This is a genomic window from Halorubrum sodomense, from assembly GCF_900111935.1.
GTDB classification, from domain to species: Archaea; Halobacteriota; Halobacteria; order Halobacteriales; family Haloferacaceae; genus Halorubrum; species Halorubrum sodomense.
The window spans coordinates 356,617-373,965 of the sequence record NZ_FOYN01000002.1; the positions used below are offsets into that span (position 1 = coordinate 356,617).

Below are 17,349 nucleotides of genomic sequence, written 5' to 3' on the forward strand. Positions count from 1 at the left end.
GGATCAGCGCGTACGGCCGCGTATGGCTTCCGAAGAACCCGTCTTCGCGAACGTGAGCATCGGGCAGGAGGTGTACAACGAGGACGGCGAGCGCCTCGGGTCGATCCGCGGGGTCGACGACGACGGCTTCTACGTCGCGTCGCCGTCGGACACGGACACGCTGACGCTCACCGGCGCGCGCGACGTGTTCGGCACCGCCTACGTGATGTGGCGCTGCTGGGAGTGCGGCGAGATGGGCGAGATCGGCGACCAGCTCCCCGCGAACTGCCCGAGCTGCGACGCGCCCCGCGAGGAGCTGTACTACTGGGCCGAGGACTGAGACGACTACCGTGAGAAGCGCCCCCGTGTCTGTATCTGTTATCTGTGAGCGGCTGACTACATAGACGCTGTTGACACCCCCGAAGCCCCGCCCCGCCCCGCCCCGCACCGCACAGCGACCGCACCTCACGCCTCCCCAGCCTCGCGGCTCCCTCCGCTGCGCTCCGGTCGCCGCGTCCCTCGCGCGGTGCCGCTCACGGCCGCCGGGGGCGGCCGCTCGCGGGCACGCGCCACCGCACGTCTCTCTATAAATAGACGATACCGCCCCCACAGTTGCTTATAAATAACCGTCGCCGCCAGCCGGCTCAGTCCGCGTCGGCGAAGTCCGCGAGGTTCGCCTGGAGCCCGGCGGCCATCGTCGACTTCCGGCGGAGGCGCCCGAGCGAGACGGGGAGGCGGTCGGCGACGCCGCGGACCGCCTCGCCGAACGTCTCCGCGGCCCCGTGCTCGCCCTCGAACGCGTTCCGGACCGCCTCGCGCACCTGCCAGACGCCGACCGGCCCCCAGTAGTCGTCGGAGACGTGGCGCAAGACGAGCGCCTTCGCCTGCCGCCCGCGGTCGTCGAGGTGTTCCAAGACGCCGAGCCGGGCCGCGTAGTAGGCGCCCGCCGTCTCCTCGACGTAGCCGGTCCGCCCCTCGCGGCCCTCGCTCGCGGCCGCGAGGTAGACGCCGGCCTCGGGGTCGGGGTTCCAGATCGACCCCGGCGACTTCATCTCGACGAGCTCGTACTCCCACCGGCCCGGGACCAGGATCACCCAGAACGCGTTGCCGAGGTACTCGTTGCGGTGGACCTCGATCCGGTCGACGGTCGGGTCGTCGCGGATCGACCCGCGGAGGAACTGGCCGACCGTGTCGTCGACGGCCGTGATCGACCAGCGCGTCGGGACGAGCCGGCGGTTCTCGCCGCGCCCGAGCGCGCCCGCCGAGAGGATCGTGTTGATCTCGTACACGTCGAAGCCGCGGCGGTAGAGGAACGTCATCGCCCCCTCGGCGCGCCAGTCGTCGTCCTCGAGCGTCTTCTGTACCGGCCGCGGGACGTGCGGATTCTCGCCCAGGTCGGCGGTCCGGGCCGCCGCCCGCGGTCCCGTCGGCGTCTTGATGTCCTCGGTCCCGACCTCGAAGTCGAGGTCCGGCCGGCCGTCGAGACCGATCTCCACGTCGACCGGGCGGTCCGCGATGGCGACCTCGCGTTGAACGCCGAGCCAGCCGTCCCACGCGTCGTGAACGCTCTCGGCCGGGCCGCTCGCGCCGCCGACCGACTTCACTCCGCCGGTCGCGCCCGCGTCCGCCACGTCGACCCCGCGGGTCGAGTTGAGCAGGCTCGTCCGCCGGTCGAACACGTCCGAGATGGAGACGCCCTCGTCGTACCACGCCGCGGAGGTCTCGAACGCCGCGGCGCGCTCCTCGCGGCCGACCGGCGAGAGGAGCCCGGTCGAGACGTTCGGGTAGTCCGCGCGGCCGACGAAGATAGAGGGCGAGACGCTGCCGACGACGGCGTCGTCGGAGACGTGCTCGTCGAAGCGGCGCTCGAAGGAGTCGAGGTGGTCCACGATCCCGTAATCCTTCTCCGCGGCGAGGCGCCGCCGCTCGGCGCGCTCGTTCGCCTCGAACTCGATGAACTCGTCGAGCCGCATTCGTTTCGTGTAGGGCCGAGCGCGACTTGACGGTGTCGGCGGCGGGCGGGGCTTCGTCCCGACCCGCGGCGCGTCGCCCGCCGCTCAGGTCGCGAGTGACGTCACGCCGGCCGGTAGCGTCGCGCCCGTGCGCCACGCGCCGTCCTCGCGGACGACCAGCGGCGTCGGCTCCCCGCCCGCGAACCCGTCCTCGTCGACGCGCAGCGTCCCGCCGACGAGCGTCCCGTCGGCGACCGCCCACGAGGCGACGAACGCCGGCTCGGCGGCGGGCACGGGGTCGGCGTCGAACCCGTCGCCGTCGACGGGCCCGGACAGCGTCACGCCCGAGGGCGCCTCCGGCCCCCAGCGGTTCGCCCCCGCGTAGAGTCGGCCGTCGCGGACGACCGCCTCGCGGAAGTAGTTCGCCCAGAAGTCGCGGAAGTCGGTGTCGAGCCGGTACCACCGGTCGCCGTCGTCCGTCCGGTAGAGCCCGTTCCCGGTGGCGGCGACGACGGCGCCGCCGTCGAGCACGCGCAGGTCGTGGACGTCGTCGTGGACGCCCCGCCCGTACCGCCGCCAGAAGTCGCCGTCGAACGCGTAGACGCCGCCGGGTTCGAGCCCCGCGAGCACGCCGTTCTCCGGGTGGACCGCCAGCGTCCTGACGCTCGGCGACGCCCCGGGCGCGCGGTCCCGCCACCGCTCGCCGTGCGGATGCGCGTCGAGGTCGCCGACCGGGTCGAAGCGCCACCCGTCGCCGTCGGCCGCCGGCCGCGCCCGGAGCACGTCGATCGAGCCCGTCCCGACCAGCACGGTCTCGGGGCCGGCGAGCACGGAGACCGGGCCGTCCGGGCCGTCGAGCCGGTGCCACTCGGTCCCGTCGGTCGAGCGGTACAGCCCCTCGGCGGTCGCGGCGATCCGGGCGTCGCCGCTCCGGACGACCTCGCGAACGCGCCCGCACGCGGCGACCCGCACCGGGTCGCCGTGCGGCCCGTCGAGCCGATACAGCCCGTTGTGGGTTCCGCAGACGAGCATGTGTCGTGATCCGTGACCGAGCGAAAAAACCGTACGCCTCCCGTCGGCCCCGGCCCGTTAGCTGTGGATCCCCATCGCCTCGATCTGCTCCTGGTACCGGTTGCGGATGGTGACCTCGGTGACCTGCGCGACGTCGGCGACCTCGCGCTGGGTCTTCTTCTCGTTACAGAGGAGCGAGGCCGCGTAGATGGCGGCGGCGGCGTAGCCGGTCGGCGACTTCCCGGAGAGCAGGCCCTGCTCGGCGGTCGTCTCGATTATCTCGTTGGCCTTCGACTGGACCTCCTCGGAGAGCTCCAGCTCGGAGGAGAACCGCGGCACGTACTTCTTCGGGTCGACCGGGCGCATCTCGAGGCCGAGCTCCTGAGAGATGTAGCGGTACGTCCGGCCGATCTCCTTGCGGTCGACGCGCGAGACCTCGGAGATCTCCTCTAAGCTCCGGGGGATCCCCTCCTTGCGGCAGGCGGCGTACAGCGCGGCGGTGGAGACGCCCTCGATGGAGCGGCCGCGGATCAGGTCCTCGTTGAGCGCGCGTCGATAGATCACCGAGGCGACCTCCCGCACCGAGCGCGGCACCCCGAGCGCGCTCGCCATCCGGTCGATCTCCGAGAGCGCGAACTGGAGGTTGCGCTCGCCGGCGTCCTTCGTTCGAATGCGCTCCTGCCACTTCCGCAGCCGGTGCATCTGCGACCGCTTCTTCGACGAGATGGAGCGACCGTACGCGTCCTTGTCCTTCCAGTCGATGGTCGTCGTCAGCCCCTTGTCGTGCATCGTTTTCGTCGTCGGGGCGCCGACGCGCGACTTCTCCTGCCGCTCCGAGTGGTTGAACGCGCGCCACTCCGGGCCGGGATCGATCTGCTCGTCTTCGATGATCATCCCCGTCTCCTCGTGTATCAGCTCCCCGTCGGCCGTCCGGGTGAGATCCTCCGGATCGAAGTCCTCGGGGTCCAGTTCGTCGACGTCCTCGATCTCCGCGACGTCGACCTCGTCTTCCTCGGCGTCTTCGTCCCCCACGCGCTGCCGGTCGTGATCCCGTTGCCGGGTGGGCCGTGTCATCGCATTTATATGCTATCGAAATGGTTTAACTTAAAAGTTCGTTAGTGTGTGGTTCGATACCACGCTCGGTCCCGCCGCTCAACTCGACGGCGGACGGACAGCCCTTTGTCCGGCGGGCACGGAGTTCGAACGAATGCCGACGATCGACTGCGACCCGGCCGCCGCGCGCGAGCGACTCGCGGGCGAGGGCGTCCGGATCGACGAGGGGAACACGCCCCACGAGCGGTGGCGCGCCGAGCGCGACGGGGCCGTCGCGGTCGCGTACGACGACAAGGTCGTGGTCCAGGGGAGCGACCCCACCCGACTGACCGCTCTGCTCCGCGACGGCGGCGGCCGCGCGCACGTCTACTTCGACGGCGCCTCCCGCGGGAACCCGGGGCCGGCCGCGGTCGGGTGGTGTCTGGTCGCGTCCGACGGGGTCGTCGCCGAGGGCGGCGAGCGCATCGGCCGCGCGACGAACAACCAGGCCGAGTACGCGGCGCTGATCCGCGCGCTGGAGGGGGCCGACGAGTACGGCTTCGACGCGATCGACGTGCGGGGGGACTCCCAACTGATCGTCAAGCAGATCCGCGGCGAGTGGGACGCCAACGACCCGGAACTCCGCGAGCGACGAGTCCGCGCCCGGGAGCTGTTGGAACGGTTCGACCGCTGGTCGATCGCGCACGTACCGCGGGAGATAAACGAACGCGCAGACGATCTGGCGAACGAGGCACTCGATGACGCGAACTGACGACGATCCGCCGGAGTGGGCGAAGGAACGGGCGCGCGAGATGATGGCGGCGGAGGAAGCCGACGCGGAGGCGGACGGCCCCGCCGACGAGGACGACGCCGATCCCCACCCCGACGACGAGCGCGTCCCGGACGTGCCGGTCGCGGCGGTCGACGAGGCGGAGCGGCTCACGCGACTCGCCCGCGAGGCCGAGTCCGCGGAGCCGACGCCGGAGATCGAAGAGGCGGCCGGCCAGTACCGGGAGCGGCGCGACGCGCTGGCCGCCGAGTACGGCTACACCGCGCGCGTCCGCGACGAGGACGACGCGCTCGTGCTGTACCCCGACGAGTGGATGGAGGACGGAACGGTCCGGCTCGACCGCGTCGAGGACACCGACCGCGCGGTCGAGGTGTCGCTGTCCGGTCCCGGCGACGCCGACCGCTACCGCCAGGTGGCCGCGTACAACGAAGCGGTCGCCGAGGCGGTCGCCGATCGGGAGCCGGACGTTCACGCCCGGACCGCGGAGACGTTCGCGGCGTTCATGAGCAACCACTACGTCCGCCCGGTCGACGACGCCACGCCGGCGATGCGCGCCGAGTTCCGCGAGGAGTACCTGGTCCGGAACGGGTGGCCGACCGACGAGCAGCTCGACGCCGTCGACGAGTCGCTGTCCGTGATCGAGTCGGTCGCCGGCGACATCGACGACCCTGCCGATGACTCCGCCGATGTCGACGATCCTGCCGATGACTCCGCCGACGTCGACGATCCTGCCGATGACTCCGCCGACGCCGACGGTTCCGCCGACGATCCGGCGTAGCGGCGGCTCATCGAAAAGAGAACGCGGCTTTCGCCGCGCCGTGTGCCAGGAATTTTCGATCGGATTCGATGCCGTCGACCGCGCGGGACCGCGCGCCGTCGCCCTTACTCGAGCAGCGCACGGACCTCGTCCGCGCGCGCCTCGTCGGTGACGAAGCGCCCGAGGACCCACTCGATCTGGCCGAGGACGATGTCGTGGCCGGCCTCGGTGAGCTCGTACTGGTTCGTCCGCTTGTCGAGCTCGCTCTTCCCGACGAACCCGTAGTCGACGAGGTCGTCGAGGTTCGGGTAGAGGCGCCCGTGGTTCACCTCGGAGCCGTAGTACTCCTCCAGCTCGCGCTTGATGGCGAGACCGTACATCGGCTCCTCGGCCAGGATGGTGAGGATGTTCTGCTGGAACGCCGTGAGATCGCTTGCCGCCCTCGATTCATCAGTGACTGTTTGTGCCTCTGACATGCCTGAGGGAAGGGGACCCGAACTTATAGTCTTTCTCAACGTTCACGATCGCTGCGATGCGTAACTCCGAACGTTCGTCCGGATCTCTCGGTATCGACGGTCTCTCGGCGGACACCCGTGCGATCCGGCCGCGGAGCGCGTTCGACTGATCGATTCCGTTTGCGCCGAGCCGGTCGACGATCTCTCGGTCGTACCGTCGCTTCGGTTCGCGATCGAAACCCGCGGATCGGCGGTTGGCGGGCTCGGGCCGGTGACGCGGTGCCGCGTCCCCGTTCCGCCGCCAGCGCATCGGCTCAGGCGATCCCGAAAGGACTTTGCCCGACTTCGACCCATCCACGGGCACATGGTCAACCTCTGGGAGGATCTCGAGACGGGACCGAACGCGCCGGACGAGATCTACGCCGTCGTCGAGTGTCTCAAAGGCGAGCGGAACAAGTACGAGTACGACAAGGACGTCCCCGGCGTCGTGCTCGACCGCGTGCTTCACTCGAACGTCCACTACCCGTACGACTACGGCTTCATCCCGCAGTCGTACTACGACGACGAGGACCCCTTCGACGTGATGGTGCTCGTCGAGGACCAGACGTTCCCCGGCTGCGTCGTCGAGGCCCGCCCCGTCGCGCTGATGAAGATGGACGACGACGGCGAGCAGGACGACAAGGTGATCGCGGTGCCGACCGAGGACCCCCGGTTCGATCACATCGAGGACCTCGAGGACATCCCCCGACAGATCCGCGACGAGATAGACGAGTTCTTCTCGACGTACAAGAACCTCGAGGCCGGCAAGGAGGTCGAAACGCTCGGCTGGGAGGACAAGGCGGCCGCGAAAGCGGCCATCGAACACGCGCAGGAGCTGTACGACGAGCAGATCGCGTAGCGACGATATAACCTGGGCACATCCGGCGCCCGCGATCGGATGCGTTATGCCTATGGGTAATTTTTAGGGCGCGAGTCGCGTATCGTCTAGCGGAATCATGAGCGCCACCACGCCCGCCGTCGGCATCGATCACCCGACGGTCGTTCCCGCGAACTTCGATCCGGACGACGACACGCCGGACGGCGCGGCTCCCGACGACACCGCCGCGAGCGACGACGCGTAGGGGTCGCTGACGCCCGTTCAGACTCGTTCGACGACCGATGAGAGCCGCGCCGCGTCCGCTTGAAGCGTCTCGAACGCCTCGTCGACCCAGTCGACGACCGCCTCGTCGGTCGATTCGAGCACGCACCGCGGGTTGTTCCGCTCGTCGTACGCGGTCACGCAGGCGATGTCGTCACACCGGAACAGTCCGTACTCTATCGGCTCTGCGCTCACGTACACCTCGGCGTCGTCGTCGTCGAGCGCTCGGTCGGTCGCCGGCTCGAACTCCGCGACCGACGCGTCGGCCACGTCGCGGTCGATGATCAGCTCCACGCTCGCGCCGCCGTCCAACGCCGCGGCCGCCGCCTCGTTGAACTGCTGGAGGACGACGGGAGAGACGGCCCGGATCTCGGCGCCGCTGCTCTCGCGGAGGAGCTCCGTGAGCCGGTCGACGGCCGCCAGGGGGTTCTGATCGGACGCGACCGTGAGCTCGCTGTCGGGGATCCCGTCTCCGGGGAAGTCGACCCCGACGCGTTCGACGGTCGCCGCGAACCGGCCGTAGCGGTCGGCGCGTTCGACCTCCCTCAGGAGCGTCTCGTACGCGTCGTGGACGCGCTCACCGGTCGGCGTCACCCGATAGGCGGCGTCGCGTTTCACCACCCAGTCGCGCTCGCGGAACCCCGCGAGGATCCGCTGGACCGTCGTTCGGGTGGCGTCGACCGCGTCGGTCAACTCCGCGGGGCGCCGCGGATCGTCGCGTAGCGCCCGCAGTATCGCGACCCGAACAGGCGAGCCGGCGAGGTACTGTGCGCCGTCGTGTCCGTCCTCGGCCGTCATCGTACGATCCGTGTGTACGGGTACCGCCCTGTTAACCGTACCGCGTCGCGGTCGCGGGCGCCGCGCTCGGGTCCCTCCGCGCTCGCCGGTCGCGTCAGTCCCGGTACCGGAACGACACGACGGTGCCGACGGTGTCCTCGCCGGCGATCCGCTCCGTGGTCACCGTCACGGCCGCGAGCCCGTCCGCGCCGAGTGCCTCCTCGATCACCGCCCGCAGCGCGTCGGGGTCGGCCCCCTCCTGGATCACCGGCACGCGGACCTGTCGCCGGTTGACCGCGATGTCGCCGAGGTCGTACTCCGTGTGCTTGAACGCCTCCCGGATCGCGGCCTCGATGTCGGTCATTGCGGCTTGACCTGCGCGCTCGCCGGTGAAAAAACGCGGTCCTCGGTGGATCCCGCGAGAGCGCCGGTTCTCAGTCGTCCATGGCCTCCGTAGAATCGGCCGTTTCTCGGCGTCCAACGATTCCTACCAATTTAATACAAATATAAAATGTTTCAAATATCTCTATAATTCAACCGCAGAACAATCTTAATATTTATTTATCCTGATACTTTTCGAATATGCACGAAAGTGTGGCAGATTACGTTGCAGAGCACCCGAAGATGGCCGGCGTCCTGTTCACCGCGCTGCTGCTGCTGACGCAGGCGGCGCCCGCAGCGGCGAACCAAGCAGCTGTTAACCCTGGTCCGTAAGTTCAGTCAGCTTATTATTCCAAGTTAGCTCCTTGTCGTAGAATATCGGGGTATCTTCTAAATCCAGAAATTCCTTAACTTCGTTAGTTGTTACCGATTTAATATCCACGTTGGTGGGAATCAGGTGGTTCTTGTCGTCTTTGTCCAAATTTATGTACATCAAACTACCGACGCCGTAAGGTCCGTTCGGGAATCCTTCTATCAGTAGATCTAAACACTCTGTCTCGGTAGGTTCTAAATTAAGCACTAACGCGGCGCCGCTCCGACTCTGACAGATCGTCGTCCCCCCGTCGCCGACAACGATGTACTGGTGACCCGTAATCAACTCCCGTTTCGCCACGTGGAGCGCGGTCCGGAGGTTGAACCCGCTGTTCATCAGTCGGGCGATGATCCGGCCGAGCGTCGTCGCGGGGGAGTTCGCGACGTCTGAGAGCGTGACGATGCCGCCGCGCGAGCCGCGGTGGATCAGGGCCTCGCCCTGCTGGTAGGACTGGCAGGCGTTGAGCAGGAAGGCGCTGACGCCGATTTCGAGGTCCTCGTCGGTCAGATCGAGGTAGCCGTCCGCGCACTGCATCCCGCGGTCGTCGACGTGGCCGATGTAGTGGAGGAAGTCGACGTCGGACTCGAGGGTCTCGCGCATCTCCTCGCGGGTGCGGTCGTGGCGCACCTCGATGTCGAACTGGACCATGTCGCGGAGCCCGTACAGGTCGGCGACGTTCCCTTCCTCGCGCATCTGATCGTCGTTACAGACGACGAGGACGGAGATCCGCGACTGCTCGACTTGCCCGACTTCGAGCCGGCGGTGGTACGCGTCGAGCGTCGCCTTGTTGGCGTCGAGCGGGACGCCGTCACCGACCCACGCGTGCTCGACGGTGTCGACCGGCTCCGGTCGGACGAATTCGGTCTGCGCCGGGACGGCCCCGCGTTCCGTGGAGGCGTCCGCCCCGCGGGTGACCCCCGCGCTCGCGGCGCCGCGCACGAACTCGCCGCCGGCGGGGCTCCCACGGCTGTCGAGGTCGACGCCGCCGCCCGGGACTTCCCGCCTCGTGGTCGCCGCCGAGTTTCGGCCCGCGCCGCCGAAGAAGCCGACGCCGACGCCCCCGTCGTCGTCCGCCGGCGTGACGGTCTCCGGCGAGCGGACGATCGACAGCTCGCCGGCGACGAACGGGAGCATCTCCACGTTCCCTGGGTCGGGACGCACGTCCGTCGTCAGCGTCCACTGCGGCAGTTCGGGCTCGACCGCCTCGAACGGAACGTCGAGGTACTCGCCGAGCCGCTCGGCGAGCGGGAGGTCGTACAGCCGCCCCCAGTCGAGGTCGAGGCCCGTCGTCTCGCGCTCGTGGAGGTCGACCGGGTAGAACCCCTCCGTGCGGGCGAGACAGTCCATGTGGAACGACTGCCTGAGCACCTCGGCGGCCCGCGCCTCGAATTTCGGTTCGAGCGGGTACGTCCACCCGTCGCCCTCGATCCGCGGGGCGTCGCCGGGGACGACGTCGGCGGCGAAGTAGTACGCCAGCGAGACGACGGGGTAGAGGTAGCGGTACTCGGGCGGGACGACGATCCGCACGCCGCTCTCGACCGGCTCGACCCGCTCGGGGACGCGGAACTCCTCGCCGGGCTCGATGAGGGGAGGATGGCCCCGCAGGGTCGGGAACGACCGCTCGGGACTGGTCGTCTGGAGCGCCGACCCGAGCAGCGAGACGGCGTCCATCAGCGACTCCGGATCGGTCGGCGTGGTGATCGTCCCCGCCGGCGTCTGGTGGAGCGACCGGAAGCCGAGCCCGACGGTGGCCGGCGCGTCGAGGTCGATCCGGGTGGTCCGGTCGGTCGTCGAGACGGAGAACCCGGCGTCGAAGGTGAGGTACAGTTTCGTCGGCGCGGGGTTTATACCGACGTGATAGGTCCCGCCGGGCATCTCGTAGCAGTCCCCGTGGGTCAGGAGCACTCCGTCGCCGTCCCGCGTCTCGACGACCGCGACCCGCGGGATCTCGATCGAGCCGGTCTCGACGGCGACGCTGGTGTCGACCGGGAAGTAGTGGTCCGACGCGGGGCGCGGACGGGGGTCGACCGGCCGGTCGGTGTACACCTCGAACTGGGTGTTCTCGATGTGGTCCGTGACGGTGATCCCGTCGGCCTCGCGCAGCGGGTCGATGTCGATGCTCATGGGAACTCGCCGCGACGGTCGTCGTCGGGTACGGGAGACCGGCGCCGCGGTAGTGCGTGCCACTGGGTTGTGCGATAGCGGCGATAAAGGTTGCGTCGGTCGGATCGCCGCGGACCGAACGGATAAAGTCCCGGCCGCCCCACCTCCGCGTAATGATAACGCTGGGAACGGCCCGCGCCTCTCCGGGGGAGACGGACACGGGCCGTCTCGAGGTGGGAGAGATGCGGGACGGGAGCCCCGTCCGGCTCCCGGTCGCCGCGATCAACGGCGCGGCCGACGGGCCGACGCTGTACGTCCAGGCGGTGAGCGACGGCGACGAACTGAACGGGTTAGGCGTCGTCAACCGCGTCGTCCCCCGGATCGACCCGGCCGAGCTGTCGGGCTCCGTCCTCGTCGTCGGCATCGTGAACCACTTCGCGTTCCAGGCCGCCGAACACCGGAACCCGGTCGACGACCGGAAGATGAACCGCGGTTACCCGGGCGACGCCGACGGGACGACCAGCGAACGGATCGCCCACGAGACGTTTCAGGCCGCCACGCGCGCCGACTACATCCTTGACCTCCACCAGGGGTCGACGAGCCGGATGATAAACGAGACCCGCGTGCGTTGCGGCGTCCGCCACCGGCTCCACGGCGACTGCTTAGAGCTCGCGAAGGCGTTCGGCTGCGGGCACGTACTCGACATCAAGGGCCCGGACGGCCAGCTCGCACGGGCCGGCCCGGAACACGGTATCCCCACGGTCGACCCAGAACTCGGCGGCTGCGTGGGCTGGGACGAGGAGTCGATCCGGTACGGCGTCGAGGGCGTGTTCAACGTCCTCCGCCACTACGGGTTCCTCGACGGCGACGCCTCTCTCGAATCCCAGACGCGCGCCCGCGGCTTCGACCAGTACGGCTCGCCCGCCGGGGGGTTGGTCCGCTTCGAGCGCGAGCTCGGCGAGCGCGTCTCCGAAGGCGACGTCCTCTTCGAGGTGACGGACACCTTCGGCGCCTTAGAGGGCCGCGTGACCGCCGACACCGACGGCATCTTCTGGCGGACCCGTCGGCTCCCACAGGTGGCCGCGGGCGAGTACGTCTGCTCGATCGGAACCAACGTCGACCGATACTGATGGGGTCCCCTACCGACGCCCGCGACTCCGAAACTCCGTCGTCGAGGGCATCCGAACCCGACCGGCTCCGTTGCCCCGAGTGCGGCGAGACGTACCGCGACCGCTGGCGCTGTCGGTGCGGTTCGCCCCTCGAGTTCGCCGGCCCGCCGACGCCCGCGGGCGAGGCGCCCGACCCCGAGTCGTTCGACGCGCGCGACGGGCTCTGGGCGTTCGACGACCTGCTCGCCGTCGGGGACGACCCCGTCGATCGGGTGACGCTCGGCGAGGGGATGACGCCGCTCGTCGACGCCGACCGGAGCGAGGACGGGGCCGCCGGAGACGCCGAATTCCCTCCGTGGAACGCGTCGTTCAAGCTGGAGTACGTGTTCCCGACCGGCTCGTTCAAGGACCGCGGGGCGACGACGACGCTGACCCGGGCCCGCGAGCTGGGCGTCGAGCGCGTCGTCGAGGACTCCTCGGGCAACGCGGGCGCCGCGGTCGCGACCTACGCCGCCCGCGCCGGCATCGACGCCGAGATCTACGTCCCGGCCGACGCGAAGGAATCGAAGCTCCGGGCGATCCGACGCGCCGGCGCCGACCCGGTCCGGATCGAGGGGAGCCGGGGAGACGTGACGGACGCGTGCGTGGCGGCGCTCGGTGACGCGGACGACGCCGTGGGTGAGGACGCGGACGACCCCGCGGGCGACGACCCCGCCTGGTACGCCAGCCACGCCTGGAACCCGGCGTTCCTCGAGGGCACCGCCACGGTCGCGTACGAGATCGCGTCCCAGCGCGGCTGGGACGCCCCCGACGCGGTCGTGACGCCGCTCGGCCACGGCACGCTGTTCCTCGGCGCCTACCGCGGGTTCCGCCGGCTCGAACGCGCCGGCTGGATCGACGCGGTTCCCCGGCTCTACGGCGCGCAGGCGGCCGGGGTCGCGCCGATCGTCCGTGCGCTTCACGGCCCCGACGCCGCCGATCCGGACGACGCGGTCAACGACGCGGCGGACGGGATCCAGATCGCGGAGCCGGTCCGCGACCGCGAGATCCGCGCGGCGATCGCCGCGACCGGCGGCGACGCGCTCGCCGTCACCGAGGCGGCCGCGACGCGCGAACTCGACCGGCTCCACGCCGCCGGCTTCTACACGGAACCGACCTGCGCGGTCGCGCCCGCGGCGCTGCGGACGCTCCGTGGGCGCGGCGAGATCGGTCCCGACGAGGACGTGGTGGTGCCGCTGACCGGGAGCGGACTGAAGGGTTGAGTCTGGTCGGAGTCGGCGGCCCCGAAGCGGCGGGTTACCCCACCGTTATCCCTTTTCAGTCGGCGCTCGTCCGTCCTCGCATGAAGGTGCTCGTCTACGGCGCGGGCGCGCTCGGGAGCCTCGTGGGCGGGCTGCTGGCGCGCGAACACGACGTGACGCTCGTCGGGCGCGACCCGCACATGCGGCGGATTCGGGAGGACGGGCTCCGGGTCGACGGCGAGGTCGACGCCCGCGTCACGCCCCGAGCGCTCACCGACGGGCGGCACCGTGCCGCCGACCTCGCATTAGTCACGACCAAGGCGTACGACACCGACGCGGCGGCCCGCGCGCTCGCGACCGGCGAGTACGAGGCGGTCTGCTCGCTCCAGAACGGGCTCACCGAGGAGCGGCTGGTCGCCGCGCTCGACGCGACGGTCCTCGCCGGCACCGCGAGCTACGGCGCCCGGTTCGTCGAGCCGGGCCGCGTCACCTGCACCGGCGTCGGAGCGGTGGTGGTCGGCGCGCTCTCCGGCGGCGCGAGCCCGGCCGCCGCGCGGGTCGGAGCGGCCTTCGAGGCGGCCGGCGTCGAGGTGACCGTCGCCGACGACATGCCCGTGCGACGCTTCGAGAAGCTCGCGGTCAACGCCGGGATCAACGGCCCCTCGGCGCTCGCGCGGACCGAGAACGGACCGACGCTCGACGGGCCCGCCGGCGGGGTCGCTCGCGAGGCCGCCCGCGAGACGGCCCGCGTCGCCCGGGCGGTCGGGGTCGACCTCCCGGACGAGCGGGCGGTCACGGCCGTCGAGCGCGTCGCCGGCGACACCGCCGCCAACCGGTCGTCGATGCGCGAGGACGTCGAGAACGGGCGACGAACCGAAGTCGACGCCGTCTACGGCGCGGTCGTCGACCGGGCGGACCGGCACGGCGTGCCGGCGCCGACCTGTCGGACGGTCGGTTCGCTGATCCGCGGCTGGGAAGCGTCTCGCGGACTCCGGTGATTGGGGCGCCGCCGCCGGTGCCATACGCGACGGCGGCGAGGGAAAACGGGGCGACGGCGAGGGAAAACGGGGCGACGGCGAGGGAAAACGGGGCGACGGCGAGGGAAAACGGGGCGGCGGCTACGCGCTCAACACCACTCCTCGAGGACGGTCGCGTCGGCCTCGTCGACCGACACCCACGCGTCCTCCCGCGAGACGTCCGCGATGACGAACTCCGGTCGCGACGACGAGGAGTCGATCGACGCCATCACGTCCGGCGCGGCGGCGTCGAGCCTCGGCTCCGTCGGCAGCGCCGTACGGCGGCGGTCGGGGTCCGGCTCGTCCCAAGGAGTGGAACTCCGTGACATGGTTGTGAATTGTTCACAGTAGTTATAAGAGTTGCGAACCCGGACGAGATCGGCCGTCGAATCGGAGATGTCCGGGACTGCCCGCCGACGTATCTGTCGAAAAACCGCCGATCGGCCGACGATACGGCGAAACGTGTCGGGTTTCTCATCGACTCATGGGGCCCGAACCGCACACCGACGTCCCCGCGTCCCCTCGGTGATTCGGCTCCGCACACCTTCGCAGTATACAAGAGGTGTCGCGCTGAAAGGCGGGCATGAACGTCGCAGACGCCATGACGCCCCGGTCGGAGCTCGTCGTCGTCGAGATCCCCGGGAGCCGGAACGACGTGTTGGAGTACATCCAGGACCACGGGTTCTCGTCGGTGCCGGTCGTGAAGGACGTCGACGGCGACGAGGTGTACCGGGGGCTCGTCACGCGCGACGACCTGATCGACCAGCCGGACGAGGACCAGCTGGCGCTCCTGATGCGCGAGGTGCCGACCGTCGGGGCCGACGACGACATCGTCGACGCCGCCCGAACGATGGTCGCTGAGGGGTCGCGGCGCCTCCCCGTGGTCGACGGCGACGAGCTCGTCGGCATCCTCACCGTCACCGACGTGGTGCGGGCGATCGCCCGCGGCGAGGTCGACGGCGAGACCGAGGTGGGCGAGCTCGCGACCCGCTCGGTCAACGCCACCCACACCGCGACGCCGCTGCCGGTCGCCGAGCGCGAGATCGGGCTCTCCGGCGTCCCGTACGCGGTCGTCCTCGACGACGACGCCGCGGTCGCGGGGATGCTCACCGAGGTCGACATCCTCGCGGTCGCCCGCGTCGTCGAGGGCGAGGCGAGCACCGGCGACTCGATCGCCGAGGAGGACTCCGAGTGGTCCTGGGAGGGGATCAAGGCGACCGGCGCGCGCTACCTCCCGACCCGGAACGTCGAGATCCCCGCGGAGGCGGTCCGTCACTTCATGACCGAAGACCTGATCACGGTCAACGCCACGCGGACGGCGCGGGAGGTCGCCCAGGAGCTCATCAGCAACGACATCGAGCAGGTCCCGCTCGTGTCGGGCACGGACCTCGACGGGATCGTCCGCGACGTGGACCTGCTGGAGGGGCTGTAGATGGCCGCGGACGCGCTCGCCGAACTCGCGAAGCGCCGCGGGTTCTTCTTCGGCTCGAACGGCGCGTACGGCGGCACCGCCGGCTTCTACACGTTCGGGCCCCAGGGCGCCGCCCTCAAGCGGAACGTCGAGGACGCGTGGCGCGACCGGTTCACCATCCGCGAGGGGAACCGCGAGATCGAGGCGCCGACGGTGATGCCCGAGCCCGTCTTCGAGGCCTCCGGTCACTTGGAGGGGTTCGACGACATGCTCGTCGAGTGCCCCGAGTGCGGCGAGTCCCACCGCGCCGACCACCTCGTCGAGGACGCCACCGAGGTCGAGGACGCCGAGGCGCTCCCCGGCGAGGAGGTCGCGGAGCTGATCGCGGACAACGAGATCGCCTGCCCGGCCTGCGGCACGCCGCTCGCCGGCGAGCCGGTCGAGGCGTTCAACCTCATGTTCGCGACCGACATCGGGCCCGGCGACGCCCAGCCCGGCTACCTCCGCCCGGAGACCGCCCAGGGCATCTTCGTCGAGTTCCCGCGGCTGAAGGAGTACGCCCGCGGGAACCTCCCGTTCGGGATCACCCAGATCGGCCCCGCCTACCGCAACGAGATCTCGCCGCGCGGCGGGCTGCTCCGCCTCCGCGAGTTCACGCAGGCCGAGCTGGAGCAGTTCATCGACCCCGAGGCGGACGAGCCGCCCCTCGACCGCGTGCGCGACGTCGAGGTCCGGCTGTACCCCGCGACCGAGCAGGAGGCCGACGACGGCGACTACCTCGAGACGACGGTCGGCGAGGCGGTCGAGTCGGGGGTCATCGGCTCCCCGTGGGTCGGCTACTACCTCGGCGTCGCCCAGGAGTGGTACGAGCGCGTCGGCGTCGACCTCGACCGGTTCCGGTTCCGCCAGCACCTCGCCGGCGAGCGCGCCCACTACGCGGCCGACTGCTGGGACGCGGAGAGCGAGGTCGACGGCGACTGGATCGAGATCGCCGGCTTCGCGTACCGCGGCGACTACGACCTCTCGAAGCACGACGAGCACGGCGACGACTCCTTCACGGTGTTCAAGCGTTACGACGAGCCGAAGACGGTCGAGCGCGCGACCGTCGATCCCGACATGTCCGTCCTCGGGCCCGAGTTCGGCGGCGACGCGGCCGCGGTCGCGGAGGCGCTCGAGACGCTCGCCGAGCGCGACCCGGACGCCTTCGACGGCGAGACGGTCGCGGTGACGGTGGGCGAGGGCGACGACGCGGCGACCCGCGAGGTCGACGCCGACGTCGCGAACTTCTCGGTCGAGGAGGTGACCGAGAGCGGCGAGCACATCACGCCCCACGTCGTCGAGCCCTCCTTCGGCGTCGGCCGGACCGTCCAGACGCTGCTGGCGCACGCGTACAACGAGGACGAGGTCGACGGCGAGGCGCGCACCTACCTCTCCCTGGAGCCCGAGGTCGCGCCGCAGGACGCCGCCGTCTTCCCGCTGGTGACGAACGACGACCGCCTCACCGCGCTCGCCGACGAGGTCGCGGCCGACCTGCGCGCGGCGGGCCTCGCGGTCGCGTACGACGACTCCGGCTCGATCGGCCGCCGATACCGCCGGCAGGACGAGGTCGGCACCCCGTTCTGCGTCACGGTCGACCGCGACGGCATCGAGGGCGACGGTCCCGACACGGTCACCCTTCGCGAGCGCGACTCCGCGGCGCAGGTCCGGATCCCGGTCGCGGACTTGGCCGACGAGCTGACCGCGCTGCGCGAGGGCGAGCCGTTCGCGTCCGTCGCCGACCGGTACGACGCGGTCGACACCGACGTCGAGACCGCGGGGAACTGA

The 17,349-nt window shown here is 70.4% G+C and carries 19 protein-coding genes; 11 read left to right on the forward strand and 8 right to left on the reverse strand.

Translation table 11 applies throughout. From position 1 onward, the window contains the following. The first annotated feature begins 22 nt into the window (after positions 1–22). The gene (locus BM286_RS06695) at positions 23–319 is read left to right on the forward strand and encodes a DUF7130 family rubredoxin-like protein (RefSeq protein ID WP_092920801.1); all 297 of its coding nucleotides are present in this window, start codon (positions 23–25) and stop codon (positions 317–319) included. A gap of 304 nt (positions 320–623) precedes the next feature. On the opposite strand, the gene nreA is transcribed toward BM286_RS06695, so the two are convergent. The 3 genes from nreA to BM286_RS06710 all read right to left on the reverse strand — a co-directional run bounded on the left by nreA (position 624) and on the right by BM286_RS06710 (position 4,016). Next, on the reverse strand, positions 624–1,952 hold the full coding sequence (nreA, locus tag BM286_RS06700; protein WP_092920802.1) for a DNA repair protein NreA: 1,329 nt from the start codon (positions 1,950–1,952) through the stop codon (positions 624–626). A gap of 84 nt (positions 1,953–2,036) precedes the next feature. Next, positions 2,037–2,963 carry a beta propeller repeat protein gene (locus BM286_RS06705; RefSeq protein ID WP_092920803.1) on the reverse strand — a complete coding sequence of 309 codons (927 nt, stop codon included), beginning with the start codon at positions 2,961–2,963 and terminating at the stop codon, positions 2,037–2,039. Between the two features lie 57 nt (positions 2,964–3,020). Beyond that, a complete protein-coding gene (locus BM286_RS06710) occupies positions 3,021–4,016 on the reverse strand; it encodes a transcription initiation factor IIB (protein ID WP_092920804.1) in 996 nt (331 codons plus the stop codon). A gap of 133 nt (positions 4,017–4,149) precedes the next feature. On the opposite strand from BM286_RS06710, the gene rnhA reads away from it, so the two are divergent. Further along, positions 4,150–4,746: a ribonuclease HI gene (gene rnhA, locus BM286_RS06715; RefSeq protein ID WP_092920805.1), complete on the forward strand. Its 597-nt coding sequence runs from the start codon at positions 4,150–4,152 to the stop codon at positions 4,744–4,746. After that, positions 4,733–5,542 (forward strand): DUF7108 domain-containing protein, encoded by an 810-nt coding sequence (locus BM286_RS06720; RefSeq protein WP_092920806.1) that lies wholly within the window; start codon positions 4,733–4,735, stop codon positions 5,540–5,542. Before rnhA ends, BM286_RS06720 begins: the two co-directional genes overlap by 14 nt. A gap of 104 nt (positions 5,543–5,646) precedes the next feature. On the opposite strand, the gene BM286_RS06725 is transcribed toward BM286_RS06720, so the two are convergent. Continuing rightward, positions 5,647–5,997: a PadR family transcriptional regulator gene (locus BM286_RS06725; RefSeq protein ID WP_092920807.1), complete on the reverse strand. Its 351-nt coding sequence runs from the start codon at positions 5,995–5,997 to the stop codon at positions 5,647–5,649. Positions 5,998–6,340: 343 nt separating this feature from the next. On the opposite strand from BM286_RS06725, the gene BM286_RS06730 reads away from it, so the two are divergent. Together BM286_RS06730 and BM286_RS15915 are read left to right on the forward strand one after the other, a co-directional pair. Beyond that, positions 6,341–6,874, forward strand: coding sequence for an inorganic diphosphatase (locus BM286_RS06730; RefSeq protein ID WP_092920808.1), 534 nt, complete (start codon positions 6,341–6,343; stop codon positions 6,872–6,874). Between the two features lie 97 nt (positions 6,875–6,971). Then, positions 6,972–7,097 carry a hypothetical protein gene (locus tag BM286_RS15915; protein ID WP_255510209.1) on the forward strand — a complete coding sequence of 42 codons (126 nt, stop codon included), beginning with the start codon at positions 6,972–6,974 and terminating at the stop codon, positions 7,095–7,097. A 17-nt stretch (positions 7,098–7,114) separates the two neighbouring features. Here the strand turns inward: BM286_RS15915 and BM286_RS06735 are convergent, their stop codons facing one another. Both BM286_RS06735 and BM286_RS06740 read right to left on the reverse strand, forming a co-directional pair. Then, positions 7,115–7,912 (reverse strand): helix-turn-helix transcriptional regulator, encoded by a 798-nt coding sequence (locus tag BM286_RS06735; protein ID WP_092920809.1) that lies wholly within the window; start codon positions 7,910–7,912, stop codon positions 7,115–7,117. 94 nt (positions 7,913–8,006) lie between these two features. Further along, a complete protein-coding gene (locus tag BM286_RS06740) occupies positions 8,007–8,255 on the reverse strand; it encodes a hypothetical protein (RefSeq protein ID WP_092920810.1) in 249 nt (82 codons plus the stop codon). Between the two features lie 218 nt (positions 8,256–8,473). Here BM286_RS06740 and BM286_RS16025 point away from each other — a divergent pair, with 218 nt between their 5' ends. Continuing rightward, positions 8,474–8,605 carry a DUF7503 family protein gene (locus BM286_RS16025; RefSeq protein ID WP_449272173.1) on the forward strand — a complete coding sequence of 44 codons (132 nt, stop codon included), beginning with the start codon at positions 8,474–8,476 and terminating at the stop codon, positions 8,603–8,605. Here the strand turns inward: BM286_RS16025 and BM286_RS06745 are convergent. Further along, positions 8,589–10,769: a caspase family protein gene (locus tag BM286_RS06745; protein WP_092920811.1), complete on the reverse strand. Its 2,181-nt coding sequence runs from the start codon at positions 10,767–10,769 to the stop codon at positions 8,589–8,591. The two genes, BM286_RS16025 and BM286_RS06745, sit on opposite strands and share 17 nt — an antisense overlap. Positions 10,770–10,921: 152 nt before the next feature. On the opposite strand from BM286_RS06745, the gene BM286_RS06750 reads away from it, so the two are divergent. The 3 genes from BM286_RS06750 (at position 10,922) to BM286_RS06760 (ending at position 14,096) form a co-directional block, all read left to right on the forward strand. After that, positions 10,922–11,878: a succinylglutamate desuccinylase/aspartoacylase family protein gene (locus tag BM286_RS06750; RefSeq protein WP_092920812.1), complete on the forward strand. Its 957-nt coding sequence runs from the start codon at positions 10,922–10,924 to the stop codon at positions 11,876–11,878. Further along, complete coding sequence (locus BM286_RS06755) at positions 11,878–13,119, forward strand: threonine synthase (protein WP_092920813.1); 1,242 nt, start codon at positions 11,878–11,880, stop codon at positions 13,117–13,119. The genes BM286_RS06750 and BM286_RS06755 overlap by 1 nt, the downstream gene beginning before the upstream one ends. Before the next feature lie 80 nt (positions 13,120–13,199). Next, the gene (locus BM286_RS06760) at positions 13,200–14,096 is read left to right on the forward strand and encodes a ketopantoate reductase family protein (RefSeq protein WP_092920814.1); all 897 of its coding nucleotides are present in this window, start codon (positions 13,200–13,202) and stop codon (positions 14,094–14,096) included. Positions 14,097–14,224: 128 nt separating this feature from the next. Here the strand turns inward: BM286_RS06760 and BM286_RS06765 are convergent, their stop codons facing one another. Further along, the gene (locus BM286_RS06765) at positions 14,225–14,443 is read right to left on the reverse strand and encodes a DUF7556 family protein (protein WP_092920815.1); all 219 of its coding nucleotides are present in this window, start codon (positions 14,441–14,443) and stop codon (positions 14,225–14,227) included. A 254-nt stretch (positions 14,444–14,697) separates the two neighbouring features. Here BM286_RS06765 and BM286_RS06770 point away from each other — a divergent pair, with 254 nt between their 5' ends. Continuing rightward, the gene (locus BM286_RS06770) at positions 14,698–15,546 is read left to right on the forward strand and encodes a CBS domain-containing protein (protein ID WP_092920816.1); all 849 of its coding nucleotides are present in this window, start codon (positions 14,698–14,700) and stop codon (positions 15,544–15,546) included. Then, entirely contained in the window at positions 15,547–17,349 is a 1,803-nt protein-coding gene (glyS, locus tag BM286_RS06775) for a glycine--tRNA ligase (RefSeq protein WP_092920817.1), read from the forward strand.

Coding starts and splice junctions, on each gene's coding strand:
- BM286_RS06705 (WP_092920803.1), bottom strand. CDS start 2,963: ATGCTCGTCTGCGGAACCCACAACGGGCTGTATCGGCTCGACGGGCCG.
- BM286_RS15915 (WP_255510209.1), top strand. CDS start 6,972: ATGAGCGCCACCACGCCCGCCGTCGGCATCGATCACCCGACGGTCGTT.
- BM286_RS06740 (WP_092920810.1), bottom strand. CDS start 8,255: ATGACCGACATCGAGGCCGCGATCCGGGAGGCGTTCAAGCACACGGAG.
- BM286_RS06770 (WP_092920816.1), top strand. CDS start 14,698: ATGAACGTCGCAGACGCCATGACGCCCCGGTCGGAGCTCGTCGTCGTC.
- nreA (WP_092920802.1), bottom strand. CDS start 1,952: ATGCGGCTCGACGAGTTCATCGAGTTCGAGGCGAACGAGCGCGCCGAG.
- BM286_RS06730 (WP_092920808.1), top strand. CDS start 6,341: ATGGTCAACCTCTGGGAGGATCTCGAGACGGGACCGAACGCGCCGGAC.
- BM286_RS06760 (WP_092920814.1), top strand. CDS start 13,200: ATGAAGGTGCTCGTCTACGGCGCGGGCGCGCTCGGGAGCCTCGTGGGC.
- BM286_RS06735 (WP_092920809.1), bottom strand. CDS start 7,912: ATGACGGCCGAGGACGGACACGACGGCGCACAGTACCTCGCCGGCTCG.
- BM286_RS06750 (WP_092920812.1), top strand. CDS start 10,922: ATGATAACGCTGGGAACGGCCCGCGCCTCTCCGGGGGAGACGGACACG.
- BM286_RS06755 (WP_092920813.1), top strand. CDS start 11,878: ATGGGGTCCCCTACCGACGCCCGCGACTCCGAAACTCCGTCGTCGAGG.
- BM286_RS06745 (WP_092920811.1), bottom strand. CDS start 10,769: ATGAGCATCGACATCGACCCGCTGCGCGAGGCCGACGGGATCACCGTC.
- BM286_RS06720 (WP_092920806.1), top strand. CDS start 4,733: ATGACGCGAACTGACGACGATCCGCCGGAGTGGGCGAAGGAACGGGCG.
- BM286_RS06710 (WP_092920804.1), bottom strand. CDS start 4,016: ATGACACGGCCCACCCGGCAACGGGATCACGACCGGCAGCGCGTGGGG.
- rnhA (WP_092920805.1), top strand. CDS start 4,150: ATGCCGACGATCGACTGCGACCCGGCCGCCGCGCGCGAGCGACTCGCG.
- BM286_RS06695 (WP_092920801.1), top strand. CDS start 23: ATGGCTTCCGAAGAACCCGTCTTCGCGAACGTGAGCATCGGGCAGGAG.
- glyS (WP_092920817.1), top strand. CDS start 15,547: ATGGCCGCGGACGCGCTCGCCGAACTCGCGAAGCGCCGCGGGTTCTTC.
- BM286_RS06725 (WP_092920807.1), bottom strand. CDS start 5,997: ATGTCAGAGGCACAAACAGTCACTGATGAATCGAGGGCGGCAAGCGAT.
- BM286_RS06765 (WP_092920815.1), bottom strand. CDS start 14,443: ATGTCACGGAGTTCCACTCCTTGGGACGAGCCGGACCCCGACCGCCGC.
- BM286_RS16025 (WP_449272173.1), top strand. CDS start 8,474: ATGCACGAAAGTGTGGCAGATTACGTTGCAGAGCACCCGAAGATGGCC.